Source organism: Alteromonas sp. ABH4_456 (genome assembly GCF_056160645.1).
Map to the genome: position 1 here is coordinate 398,776 of NZ_JBSWXO010000004.1, position 11,978 is coordinate 410,753.

The 11,978-nt window shown below is 47.4% G+C and carries 12 protein-coding genes and 1 pseudogene; 10 read left to right on the forward strand and 3 right to left on the reverse strand.

Translation table 11 applies throughout. From position 1 onward, the window contains the following. The first annotated feature begins 110 nt into the window (after positions 1 to 110). A complete protein-coding gene (gene ffh, locus ACXAG2_RS09255) occupies positions 111 to 1,505 on the forward strand; it encodes a signal recognition particle protein (RefSeq protein WP_474866178.1) in 1,395 nt (464 codons plus the stop codon). Positions 1,506 to 1,549: 44 nt separating this feature from the next. Here the strand turns inward: ffh and ACXAG2_RS09260 are convergent, their stop codons facing one another. Beyond that, on the reverse strand, positions 1,550 to 2,347 hold the full coding sequence (locus tag ACXAG2_RS09260) for a DUF6174 domain-containing protein (RefSeq protein ID WP_474866180.1): 798 nt from the start codon (positions 2,345 to 2,347) through the stop codon (positions 1,550 to 1,552). A 205-nt stretch (positions 2,348 to 2,552) separates the two neighbouring features. Here ACXAG2_RS09260 and ACXAG2_RS09265 point away from each other — a divergent pair, with 205 nt between their 5' ends. Further along, positions 2,553 to 2,891, forward strand: a complete 339-nt coding sequence (locus ACXAG2_RS09265; RefSeq protein WP_474866183.1) for a PadR family transcriptional regulator — start codon at positions 2,553 to 2,555, stop codon at positions 2,889 to 2,891. After that, complete coding sequence (locus tag ACXAG2_RS09270; protein WP_474866185.1) at positions 2,885 to 3,550, forward strand: permease prefix domain 2-containing transporter; 666 nt, start codon at positions 2,885 to 2,887, stop codon at positions 3,548 to 3,550. The genes ACXAG2_RS09265 and ACXAG2_RS09270 overlap by 7 nt, the downstream gene beginning before the upstream one ends. 39 nt (positions 3,551 to 3,589) lie before the next feature. On the opposite strand, the gene ACXAG2_RS09275 is transcribed toward ACXAG2_RS09270, so the two are convergent. After that, entirely contained in the window at positions 3,590 to 3,766 is a 177-nt protein-coding gene (locus ACXAG2_RS09275; protein ID WP_474866188.1) for a hypothetical protein, read from the reverse strand. 99 nt (positions 3,767 to 3,865) lie between these two features. Between ACXAG2_RS09275 and ACXAG2_RS09280 the strand changes: the two genes are divergently transcribed. The 7 genes from ACXAG2_RS09280 (at position 3,866) to ACXAG2_RS09310 (ending at position 11,827) form a co-directional block, all read left to right on the forward strand. Continuing rightward, entirely contained in the window at positions 3,866 to 7,546 is a 3,681-nt protein-coding gene (locus ACXAG2_RS09280; RefSeq protein ID WP_474866190.1) for an ATP-binding protein, read from the forward strand. Continuing rightward, on the forward strand, positions 7,543 to 8,178 hold the full coding sequence (locus ACXAG2_RS09285) for a condensin complex protein MksE (protein ID WP_474866193.1): 636 nt from the start codon (positions 7,543 to 7,545) through the stop codon (positions 8,176 to 8,178). Before ACXAG2_RS09280 ends, ACXAG2_RS09285 begins: the two co-directional genes overlap by 4 nt. Next, entirely contained in the window at positions 8,175 to 9,395 is a 1,221-nt protein-coding gene (locus ACXAG2_RS09290) for a phosphoenolpyruvate carboxylase (protein ID WP_474866195.1), read from the forward strand. The genes ACXAG2_RS09285 and ACXAG2_RS09290 overlap by 4 nt, the downstream gene beginning before the upstream one ends. Positions 9,396 to 9,643: 248 nt before the next feature. Beyond that, the gene (locus ACXAG2_RS09295; RefSeq protein ID WP_119503352.1) at positions 9,644 to 10,051 is read left to right on the forward strand and encodes a tellurite resistance TerB family protein; all 408 of its coding nucleotides are present in this window, start codon (positions 9,644 to 9,646) and stop codon (positions 10,049 to 10,051) included. Between the two features lie 192 nt (positions 10,052 to 10,243). Further along, positions 10,244 to 10,486 (forward strand): hypothetical protein, encoded by a 243-nt coding sequence (locus ACXAG2_RS09300; RefSeq protein ID WP_303575002.1) that lies wholly within the window; start codon positions 10,244 to 10,246, stop codon positions 10,484 to 10,486. A gap of 361 nt (positions 10,487 to 10,847) precedes the next feature. After that, complete coding sequence (locus ACXAG2_RS09305; RefSeq protein WP_474866198.1) at positions 10,848 to 11,411, forward strand: DUF3419 family protein; 564 nt, start codon at positions 10,848 to 10,850, stop codon at positions 11,409 to 11,411. 38 nt (positions 11,412 to 11,449) lie between these two features. Beyond that, the gene (locus ACXAG2_RS09310; protein ID WP_474866201.1) at positions 11,450 to 11,827 is read left to right on the forward strand and encodes a class I SAM-dependent methyltransferase; all 378 of its coding nucleotides are present in this window, start codon (positions 11,450 to 11,452) and stop codon (positions 11,825 to 11,827) included. 15 nt (positions 11,828 to 11,842) lie between these two features. On the opposite strand, the pseudogene ACXAG2_RS09315 reads toward ACXAG2_RS09310, so the two are convergent. After that, positions 11,843 to 11,978, reverse strand: a pseudogene (locus ACXAG2_RS09315) (IS630 family transposase); the annotation flags it as partial.

Genomic DNA, 11,978 nt, shown 5'->3' on the forward strand with positions numbered 1-11,978 from the left:
CACAGATTAAGACAATATAAACAGAGAAACACATATCAAGGTTCGTTGTGAACGCCTTTTTCGCTATAATGGCGGGAATAATGAGTTAACCGATTTGAAGAAGCTGCCTTATGTTTGAGAATTTATCTGAACGCCTTGGTCAGACGTTACGCAACGTTAGTGGCCGTGGCAGACTGACCGAAGACAACATTAAAGACACGCTCAGGGAAGTGCGGATGGCACTGCTTGAGGCGGACGTTGCCTTACCGGTAGTCAAAGAGTTTGTAGCCCAGGTCAAGGCCCGTGCTGTAGGCACTGAGGTGACCAAAGCCCTGAAGCCCGGTCAGGTCTTCATAAAAATTGTACAGTCTGAACTTGAGTCTGTCATGGGGGAGGCCAATGAAAAGCTGAACCTCTCTGCTCAGCCACCGGCGGTCGTTTTGATGGCAGGTTTGCAGGGTGCCGGTAAAACCACCAGTGTGGGTAAACTGGCTAAGTATCTGACTGAGCGCGAAAAGAAAAAAGTGCTGGTGGTCAGTGCGGATATTTATCGTCCTGCGGCAATCAAGCAGTTGGAAACACTGGCTGCAGATGTGGGTGTGGGTTTCCATCCTTCCTCTATTGAACAAAAGCCCATTGATATTGTTAACGGCGCCATCGATGCGGCGAAAAAACAATTTTACGATGTACTTTTAGTGGATACAGCCGGTCGTTTGCACGTTGATGCAGACATGATGGATGAAATCAAAGCGCTTCACGCTGCGGTTAAACCTGTTGAAACCTTGTTCGTGGTAGATGCCATGACCGGTCAGGATGCGGCAAATACAGCGAAAGCCTTCAATGATGCATTACCGCTTACCGGTGTGATCCTGACTAAAGCCGACGGTGATGCCCGTGGTGGTGCCGCGTTGTCGGTGCGTAAAATCACCGGCAAACCCATCAAGTTCATTGGTATGGGTGAAAAGGTTGATGCCCTTGAGCCGTTCCATCCTGAGCGTATTGCCTCGCGCATTCTGGGGATGGGTGATGTACTCAGCCTGATTGAAGAAGTTGAGCGTAAAGTTGATAAAGACAAAGCGCAGAAACTGGCGAAGAAAGTTCAGAAAGGCAAAGGTTTTGACCTTCAGGACTTTAAAGAGCAGCTTGAACAGATGCGCAATATGGGCGGCATGATGGGGCTGATGGACAAGTTGCCCGGTATGGGCGGCATGGCTGACAAAATTAAAGATCAGGCCAATGAAAAGCAGTTCAATCAGATGGAAGCCATTATCAATTCCATGACGCCGGCTGAGCGTGAGCGTCCTGACATGATCAAAGGCTCCCGTAAACGTCGTATTGCTGCCGGTTCCGGTACGCAAATTCAGGATGTTAACCGTCTGCTGAAGCAATTCACCCAAATGCAGAAAATGATGAAGAAAATGTCCGGCGGCGGCATGAAGAAAATGATGCGCCAGATGAAGGGCATGATGCCTCCCGGCGGAATGGGTGGCATGGGCGGTGGCGGCGGAATGTTCCCGCCACGGTAAGCCACAGAGATAAAACGAAAAAGAGACGGCATGCCGTCTTTTTTTTATTGTTCCGGCGTAAGGCCGATGGTCATTTCCCGTGTTATAACATGACACAAATCTGCGCCCACACCGACATTGTCTAATGTCAGAGTCTGATAGCCATCGCTGGAAATAGTGAGTGTATAAAAGCCCGGCCTTTCCGCCAGCATGGCAATCGGCGCTTCATCCATACAGTCGGATTCACTATTCATCACCGTGTCACTATAGCTATCTTCTTCTGCCGTTACAGTTACACCGCAACCTATCGCACTTTGCGAAATATTATCGACTACCGTTAACAACAAGCCCGGCTGAATTTCAGTTGTGCAGCTGACGTCGTTAGCAAACTTCACATCGCTGACAGTAATCGTATATTCGTTATCTGCCATTTGTTCATTGCCGTCCACCGAAATTTTGGTCGGATAACCGTAGGTAGCATCGTACTCAACGTAAAGTTTATCAGCGCGGCTTTCCTCCAGCGCAATACGACCGAATAACTCATCTATAGTCAGAGTCTCGTAGGTTTCACTGGGTAACGCAGCGTTGGTATCAGTATTTACAGCGGAATCAAGCTGATTGCCGGTGACTTTTACCAGGCGCTGGCTGGTGGCGCCATCTAAACAGAAACAACCCAGCCTGTAATGCATTTGGTAGTCATCAACCTGCAAGCTCTCCCATTTACTGCGGTTTTTCTTGAAGTTACTCATCGACAGTTTACCGGGCGGTAAATCGTCTGATTCGCCATTACATCCCGTGAGGGCCACACTTGCTGCAATCAGCAGAGCCAATAGTTTGTTATCTATGTCTTTATCCTCGCACAAGAAATACGTTAAGTATTCATCAGCGTCACAGCCAATTATGTTATTAATTGTAATTTTGGTCGTCAGAATGTAATGGCGTTGAGGGCGTGTCGGGTATGCCAGACTATTGTGCTGTATAGCCTGATATAACTTCTACAATGTATAGGATATTGACGTGAAAACTATTTGTTATACATTGTAGATCAAACTAAACACAGGAGGTGCTATGAGTAAGGAAAAATACCTCGGCGAATTTGAGCAGTATATGTTGCTGGCAATTTTGAAACTTGGTGATCAAGCCTATGGCACCACCATTCGTCAATTGCTACACGACAGCATTCAGCGGGATGTGAGCATCGGCGCACTGTATACCACGTTGACCAGAATGGAAGACAAAGGGCTGCTCACCAGTGCAATGGGAGAAGCGACAGCAGAACGGGGCGGACGGGCAAAAAAATACTTTCAGGTGACCGCTGAAGGGCAGGCGGCAGTGAAACGCTCTCGTCAGGCGTTGCAGACTATGTGGCAAAACATCGCACTAAGCGATAAGGCCGCACAATGCTGAGTATATTGCAGAAGCCACCACGACTGGCCCAAAGTCTGTTAGCAAGAATAGTACCCCAACACCTGCAGGAGCCGATGCTGGGCGATCTGGATGAAACGTTTTATGCCAGGCAAGCACAGCATAATGTACTGGCAAACGCATTTTGGTATTGGCGACAAAGTTTATTAACCTCCATTCACTTTATTAATGACACACAAAAGGCAGTAATTATGTTTATTATCAGCGTCGGTTTATTTTTAGCGTTAACCCTTTTCGCTATGGCGTTGGGGGGAGAAATCAGCATGTTCATTGATGTACCGTCAATGCTACTCACATTGCTACCCGCGGCACTGTTTACAATAGGCGCAACATCATGGAAAGCTTGCAAACTGGCCATTAAAACGGTGATGTCGGGAGACATGGAAACCAATACGCAGGCCATTTCTAGCCTACGAGTATTTACCTTGCTAGGTAACAGTATCATGTGGCTGGGTATACTGATGACTGTGCTGGGGTGGATTTCCATGGGCGCATTTATGGAAGATCTTAGTGTCTTCGGTCCGGCGTTCGCCGTGTCCATGCTGACAGTGTTCTATGCACTTATTGTGAAAACACTTTGCTATGTGGCTATCCAGCGTATCACCTTCCTGCAGGAAACGCTGTCAGGTGGAGATCTTTAAGGCCTGACGATCGTTTGTGGTGCACTGTTTGATATTCACTCAAACAGTGCACCGGAATACCGACAAAATCACATCCACACTGGGCAATTTTGCCAATTCATAATACACTGCTACCCCGCTTAAACGATGGATATCGCTGGCGACAGGGATGCCTTGAAGAAAAGGTTCGGGCCAGACTCTTTGCAGGCCGGAATGCTGGTTTGCAACGCCTGACATATTTCCCCTCCCGACAGCGGTATAACAATTTCAGCAAGACGCATACCGGCGGTCACGACGATAACAAAAAAGATATGCCGGTACGAAGACAGGATTATTATGGCTGGTTTAAAACGCATCATTCTTATTGATACCCACCTGCCGGGTGTCGTTGAACTCAAACTGGATGGACATACTAATATTTGCGGTACCAATGCATCCGGCAAAACCACCTTGCAGCGACTTATTCCCGTATTTTACGGGGAGTATCCCAGCCGCGTTGTACCGGCCACCCGGGACAGCTTTGAGCGCTGGTATTTACCCCGCACGTCCAGTTTTATTATTTACGAATTTACCCGTGCTGAAGGGGATTTATGTCAGGCGGTATTGAGTTCTAACGGGACAGGCGTTAACTACCGGTTTATCGGTAAACCTTTTGATATCGACGATTACCTGCTGCCGCAAAAAAACGGTAAACGGGTGAGTATCAGCAGCGCCGAGCTAGCCAGAGCGATGAAACGCAATAACGTGCTGGTAACCAGTTTACTGACCACAAAAGACTTCCGTGCCATTTTGCAAAACGATCACGGTGTGCTGAATCAGAGCAGCAATGCACGGGAGCTGTTGGGTTACGCCCGTATTTTCAGTTTGTGTCAGCCTAATTTGCATGTACGTCACATCGAGAAGCTGGCCAAAGCCGTGCATTCTAAAGAAGGCAAGATGGAAACCATCAAGGCCATGATTGCCGCTATTCTCGAAGAAGACGGTGTGCAGCCGCCCACGTCCAGTTTAAGCCGTAACCGTGTGGATGACTGGCTGCGCGAATGTCAGCTCATTAAGCAGTTTGATCGTATCCGGCCCGAGTTCGGCAAACTTGAACAGGCCGATATGGCGCTGGGAACGACAGAGAAGCAGCTTGGCGGTTTAAAGCTGGTGTTTGAGGCGGATAAGAGTCATTTATCTGCGGCTGTTGAAACCGCTAAAAACCAGCTGGAAGAGAATCAGTTCCAGCGCAAGCAGAATGATAACCAGTGGTCTGAGACCCGCGACACGCTCAATCAGACGGTGTCATCTGCCCGCGCGGACGTAGAAAAATACACCTCGGAACTGGATGCCGTGGAAGAGGAATTCCAGAACTGGCAGGAACAGGACATTGAACAGTTAAAAGAAGATGTGGCAAATCTCGGGCAGTGGCAGAACGAGCTGGAACTGGTATCCGGCCGGTATACCTTGTTGACTGAAAAACATCAGGACATCGAATCAACGTTTAACCGCCGTATTGCTGAACTGGGTGAAAAGCTCAGTATGAACCTGGAGCAGCTTTCAGCCAGCCGTCAGGAAGCGGCAGATAAACGTAGTGATCTGCAGCAGAAAGAGCGTGATGCATTGCAAAACATCCGCGACGATTATGCACAGCAAATTCAATCGTTAAATCACGCACATCAAAACGCCCTCAGCGACCTGAAAGTTGCAGAAGCCGAACTGAAAGCCGGACTGAATAACGCCGGTTATAACGAGTTTGAGCAGTCTCAGCTTGATTTACTGGATGCCGCAATCAAAGAAGCCAGCATCAATGAAGATGCTGCGCGCAGCGAGTATCGTCAGGCACAGCAGGCCCACAGTCAGGCGGTACTGCATCGTCAGTCAGCCTCATCGGCACTGGATAAAGCCCGCAACCAGCATCAGGCACAGGAAAAGCAGGTCGACGGTATCAATCAGCTCCTGTACCCCGGAGAAGGCTCCCTGCTGGAGTTTCTGCGTGGCAACCTGGATAACTGGGAACATACGCTGGGTAAGGTCGTGCGTCCCGAATTGCTGGAGCGCAAAGATCTCGTTCCTCAACTGGCTGAAGGTGAAAGCCTGTTTGGTATCAAGCTGGCACTGGAAGCACTGGATACGCCGGAATATGCCCATACTGAACAGGAGCTTAAAGCCCGTTTAAGTGCTGCAGAAGAATCTCTGGCGCTGGCGTTAGCGGCTCAAAACGAGTGTGAAGCGGTATTGTCGAAAGCCAACGAAGACGTGCGTAACGCTGAGCTGGCGATGACCCAGAAAGATAACGCCGTACGCAGTGCAGAAGCTACCCGTAAGCGTGCCCAGCAGGACCGTGATGCAGTACTTAGTGAATATCAGCAGGCGTTGTCGGCCCGCAAACAAAAAGCACGCAGCAAACTGGATGATAACGTTCAGGCCAGAAAACAGCTGGTGGCACAGTTTGAACTTGACCGCGATGAGATTAAAGATCAGCAACGGGAAGCCGAAACGGAGCACAGCTTCCACTGGCAGCAGCTGATTGCTGACACTTATGCCCGTATCAGTCAGCTTGATTCAGATATGCGTAAAGCCAGAGATAATGCGGCAAAAGACCGTCGTGACACTGAGCAGTGGCTGGAAAATGAGCTGAATAACCGCGGCGTGGACGTGGATGAAATCGGTGAGATGAAAAAGCGCATTAAAGTGCTTAAAGAAGATATCTACCGCACAGAAACTCATCGTCATAAAGTTGCTGACTATGAACGCTGGTATCAGACGGTGTTCACCGGTCACAAAGTTGCCTGGCAAAACAGCCTGGCGAAAGCCCGTAAGTCACTGGCCGAATCTGAGCGCGAACTGGCTGCAAAACAAACCGTGTACCGGGAAACGCGGGAGCAGCTTAAAGATCAGCATGGTCAGTTAGAAACGGCACTGAAAACCTCATCCGAGCAATATGAGCAGGTGGTTAACTTTGCTAAATCGCTGGCAAAAATTGCTCTGCCGGCGGTACAGGCCGAAGAGGCTGTACGCCATGATGAGTTATCCGTTAATCAACGCTTATCTCAGGTGCAGAGTGCCCTGCAGGAGCGTGAAGGCTTAATGTCTGATGTGAAAGCTTATGTTGAACGCTTTGATCAGCTTATCGCCGCGCAGGCGGGAACCGGTTTGTCAGATACCTGGGAACGGGCCCGTGAAGAATGTGCCGTGATGAACGCCCAGGGCGTGAAGAGCGTTGACCACCGCCGCATGGTCGGCCATCTGGCGCAGCTGCTGAATGTTATTGTGCCGCAGAAATTACAGGGCCTGAAAGAGCAGGGACGTATCTTTGGTGCGGATCTGAGTCAGTACTATTACGTACTGGCAGATATCGATAAACGAATCGTCAGTCAGAGCCGCCGCATTACCAAAGAGGTTGACGGTGAATTGTTCCTTGATGGCGTGTCTGACTCCGCGGTAAAAATCCGCTCACGGATCAGCGAACTGGAATTCTGGCCTGAACTGGAACAGTTCCGGGCTCTCTACGACGAGTGGATGGAGCAGGGCGCCAATGAATTGCCGGATGAAGAATACGGGCAGAGTATGCGCCGTGTGCTGGATATTCTCGGCCGTGCCGCGCTGACCGGCGGCATCAGTAAACTGCTGGATATTGAACTGCATTTACGTGAAGGCAACAGCGATCTTGTGATCCGTACCGACAGACAGCTGAACGAGTCTTCCAGTCACGGTATGGCTTACCTTATTTTGTGTAAGTTCCTGCTTGCCTTTACCCGTCTGCTTCGTGGTGAAGCCGATACCACTATTCACTGGCCTATCGATGAATTAGGCACACTTCACCAGAGTAACGTGAAGAAGATCTTCGATGCCTGTCAGAACAATAATATCAGTGTGGTGGGGGCCTTCCCGAATCCTGAGTCTGATGTATTAACGCTGTTTGAGAATCGCTACCTTATCGATAAAGTCAGCAGACAGTTACAGGTGGTTGAGCCAAAAGTCAGCGCTATTGCAGAACGCATTAAAGCCCGCCGCGAACAGGAGGTGTCAGCATGATGTCAGAACAGGGTCGTATTTTAAGTTTATTGCTGAAAGGGCAGTTTATTTGTCAGGTGAGTGATGAAGAAGGCTGGCGCTACCTGAAAAGCCGCGACAATGCACAGAAGCTTGAGCCTCATCTGAATGTGCTCAACCGCACTCTGGCGTCAACCGCTGAAGGCGACGTGTTTTTTGCTGCTTATTTAACGCTGGGTGACGATGAGCGCAAAGTGCTGACCCAGCAGTTTCAGGAAACTGCATCCAGTCTGGTGCCGCTGGTAGAATGGTTGTTACTGGTACAGCAAGCCAGTGAGTCAGATATGCCCGTCACGATGGGTAACGCACTGCGTTTAAATGAACTGCAAAGCGTCATAGAAGATACGCCGGCTTATGCAGAACAGCTTGAAAAAATCTCACGCTACCGGGTGTTTAACTCTACCAGTATGAATCTGGACGGTCAGCTTAAGCAGGTGTTTAAGCGTCTGACCGATATGGGATACCTGATTAAACCGAATACCGAAAAGCAGATTTATCTGGTCACAGGTAAAGTTGAGCACCTTTTCGAGATGATTAAGTTTATCGATGAAACCGAAAGTCTGTCGTTGTCAGAGCAAGCTGAGGCTGCCGTGCAGCAGGGGAGCCTGATATGAGTCAGGTGTTGGTTCAGGCCGGCACGCGGTTGCTCAATGCGCTGGGCCGCCACAGCGACCTCATCATGCATGCTTACGTCAACGGGTCGGTAAATGAGGCGGATTTTAGCCGCAAAGTGCTGGAACAACTGGTTCAGCTAGGTGTGTTGTGGCGTCCCGATCCTCAAAGTCCGCTGCGCTTGAAAAACGCGGTACGTGCGTTGCTGGAAGGCAGTTTGCAGGATGAAAGAAACCGCACCATCAACACTAACATCACTGCGTCGCTGGCAAGCTTGCGCACGTTAGCTGAGCACTACAAAGAGTCGCTGCACTACAACCGTTTTAACGAAGCCCATGCTCATATGACCGATTTAACTGAGCATGTGTATCAGTTAACAGAGTCACTGACCAACAGCGTAAGGGTGCTGTTCAGTCGCATTAACAATGAGTTTGGCTATGTCCCTTCGGTAGAAGCAAAAATTCGTGAGAACGAACTGGCGCAGGGTCAGGTGAGTGATTTACTGCAGCAACTGGAAAGTTTCCATTTCGATGAACTCAGTGAGCTCGCCGGCAGTAACCGTGAGTTGCGGCATTTGCTTGTTGTTGCGTTACAGCAGAGTTTCTCTAAAGCTGCGCAGGAACTGTCTGTGGTGCAGGCCCGCTTACTCGACCTGCTGGGGCGCTTCCGTGAGTTTCAGGGACGTACCCGTCTGCTCAAGGGCTTTTTACTGCACATGGAGCAACAACCGGATTTTACGCCCGGCAATTATACGGCATTAAGTCAGGTGCCCGTGTTGTTCAATCAGGCAGAGAGTGTGCTTGAAGCGGCGGCAGCCGACGTGAATCAGGTAGCTCACGAAGGTGACTATCAGATGATTGTCAGCACCCTGACTGACATTCATCGCCGTAAGCCGGATGAAAATGCCCACAAGGCCGCACAGGAAATTGAAGTCACGGCGCAGTCCAGTGTGTCACTGGAGAAGGATCCTATCCATGTTGCTGTGGATGATTACTTCTGTGATGTTATTGACTCCGGTCAGCCTAAATCTGCCCTTGAGTACTTTGAAGAACGGGAACTTGAGTTCGATAAAGAGGTATGGATTTATCAGGTTATCGGCGGTTATCAGTCGCTGGATGAAAACGATAAACAATTCTTCGCGCTGGATGCTTCCGGCCAGCCGGACGCTGTTTACACCGGCAATTTCTACATAAACGACGTTACGCTGGGGCTCAGATAGTCCCGGCGTAAATCGTCAACTCTGTGTCATTCACCCCGGTTTAGAACAATTTAGTCTGAATAAAGGGTGAAAATTTTTTAAATTTCCATATAATTAACATTTGTGTAACATAGTGAACTTTCTGTAGCAGCTATGCGTAATAGGCGTGTCACATAGAGGAACTAAAGTGGCGCGCGAACTTGATGATACCGGCTGACCGTCGTTGTTATCAGACTGTTAAGGCATATGGCACACGAATGGAGATTATCATGCAGTTGTCCCATGAGCAGGCATTTAATCAAGCTCTGATCCGTTTATCGGTTTTGTTATATCAGGTAGACGGCAAGGTCACACTTTCAGAACAGGATTATCTGGAAGACGTTATAAACCATTTAGACTGGCAAAGCCCCATTTGCCGCGAGGCATTTTTTACCGACGCTATCTACCAGACACGGCAGGTGCTGGATGCAGGCGAAGAGCAACGTTATCTGCGTACGTTGCAAACTGACTTACTCTTTGATGCTGACAAGGCGCTGGAAGTGGCTATGGCCATCACCGGCATTGACGGCGAACGCAGTGACGAAGAAACAGAACTTCTGTCACTGCTCACGCACAAGGTGCTTGCGAAAGCGCTGGTAAACCGTGCAAAACCGGTATCACCCTCGGAATTAAATTAGTTATTATTGGTTGTTGCTTTTCTTAGATGATTAGCAATAACCCCCTCTATTTTCAATCATTACAAATCCTATATTTTTCTTTAATCAAGTTCGAACTATCACTCCGACCAGTTATTTCTTAATATTTTTCGCTATACAGTATATGAGCTACAACATCGTAGTTAATTTGATATTTTCATAAGGAAATTGTGAATGAGAGAAATAGACTCAGAGGAAATTTTAAATATTTCTGGCGGAGATGTTGACTGGGGGCAAGCTGCTGCAGCTGCAGGAATAATTGCTCTGGGGATAACTGTAGTCGCAACAGGTGGTATAGCAACTGTACCAATTGGGCTTATGGGCGCTGCCACAGCAGGAGAGCTTACTTTAGCAGGATTTGGTTTAGTTGCTTCAGCGTTTGGAGGCTTCGGAATAGGGGCTGCTGTAGGACCTTAGTAAATACGTGGGCTCAAACGGAATTCAATTGAATTTTCGTTTGGGCTTATACTCTATTTTAGCTTGTATCGGAGAGTCACTGTGAAAAAGTCAGTTGTGAATTTTATTGTAATTTTTATATTTCTTTCGATGTCGGCTTTTTTATTCATATTGTCAGTTATGGCTGGATTCGAATATCGATTTTTCACTCTATTATCTCTACTGGGAATTTCCCTGATTATTCTAGGCGTGGTCAGGCAGAGATTTGTTTACTTAAGGGTGAGCGATATGAAATATAATAATGATCTTTGTTATCTGAGTATTTTTGTCATTTTTTGTAGCGCAGTAGCAACAATATTTGACTCTTAAAGGACATTGGGTTGTGGATATAAATTATACTTTCTCAAACGAAGATACAGAAACAGAACTCAACTACGTTTTTCAGGGGAGTCGCGTTCTATGCGTTGCTGGTAGCGGCTCAAGGGTAATTCCACTGCTCCGGGCCAGGCCGGAAAAATTAGTTTGCGTTGATATATCTGGTCCGCAGCTATATTTAACAGAATTAAGATTAACTGCTGTGAGGCATCTACAATACAAAGATTTTTGCGCATTATTGGGATATGTAAAAGTAGAAAAAGAAGAAAGGAAAAAAAATTTTGAGTCATTAATTTTATCTGAATCTGCTGAAGATTATTTGGTGCAGTGGTTTGAGGGAAATAACTGGGAGGGAGTGATTTTCTCGGGTAAGTGGGAAGTGGCTACTTTTGACATCTCACGTTTATTTTCGTTTTTTCTGCCTGAACTTAAGCATGAATTGAATTCTTGTACAGACATAATTTCGCAAAAACAATATTTAAAAGGTATCAGGAATAGATTAAGGATCGTTTTTATCTTAATTTTTTTATATCCATTTGCAAAAACTTATGTACCTCAATGTTCTCCTTGAGAATGAAGTTAAATCTAAAGACTACGATAACGAGTGTGATGTTATATTATCGGGGGATATTTAAAGTTGCGAGTAAGCAATTTATTAAAAATAATTTTTTTTATTCTCCTTTTCTATTAGGGCGTTATCATGCCGGAGATGCGAAAACTCTGGAGATAGATAAAAATGGTTACTGTCTTTATAAAGAAGCTCTGACCAAGTGCAGTGTGCAATACGTTGCTGCTGATATATTCGAGTATTTAAATGCATGTGGTGAACAATTTGATTTTATTTCTATGTCTAATGTTCTGGACTACTGTCCTGTGGAGTCGTTTGAGCATCATATGAACGTTGTCACCAATTCGTTGGTTGAAAGAGGAACAGTACTCATCCGGCAACATCTTAGTGCCAACTTTCAATTTGATTACGCTAAATAACTGATCCTATGTCTGCTACACCTTTGCCATTCCGTGGGCATTGCCGGGGAATGGTGATGTGGTCTCCATAAACCGCCGTACTCTTTTTAGTAATTGCCACATTTCTGTGCACTTATGATTGCGAGTGATAGTTTCATGCAAGGCATGCCAC

Coding starts and splice junctions, on each gene's coding strand:
- ffh (WP_474866178.1), top strand. CDS start 111: ATGTTTGAGAATTTATCTGAACGCCTTGGTCAGACGTTACGCAACGTT.
- ACXAG2_RS09265 (WP_474866183.1), top strand. CDS start 2,553: ATGAGTAAGGAAAAATACCTCGGCGAATTTGAGCAGTATATGTTGCTG.
- ACXAG2_RS09270 (WP_474866185.1), top strand. CDS start 2,885: ATGCTGAGTATATTGCAGAAGCCACCACGACTGGCCCAAAGTCTGTTA.
- ACXAG2_RS09275 (WP_474866188.1), bottom strand. CDS start 3,766: ATGTCAGGCGTTGCAAACCAGCATTCCGGCCTGCAAAGAGTCTGGCCC.
- ACXAG2_RS09280 (WP_474866190.1), top strand. CDS start 3,866: ATGGCTGGTTTAAAACGCATCATTCTTATTGATACCCACCTGCCGGGT.
- ACXAG2_RS09285 (WP_474866193.1), top strand. CDS start 7,543: ATGATGTCAGAACAGGGTCGTATTTTAAGTTTATTGCTGAAAGGGCAG.
- ACXAG2_RS09290 (WP_474866195.1), top strand. CDS start 8,175: ATGAGTCAGGTGTTGGTTCAGGCCGGCACGCGGTTGCTCAATGCGCTG.
- ACXAG2_RS09295 (WP_119503352.1), top strand. CDS start 9,644: ATGCAGTTGTCCCATGAGCAGGCATTTAATCAAGCTCTGATCCGTTTA.
- ACXAG2_RS09300 (WP_303575002.1), top strand. CDS start 10,244: ATGAGAGAAATAGACTCAGAGGAAATTTTAAATATTTCTGGCGGAGAT.
- ACXAG2_RS09310 (WP_474866201.1), top strand. CDS start 11,450: ATGTTATATTATCGGGGGATATTTAAAGTTGCGAGTAAGCAATTTATT.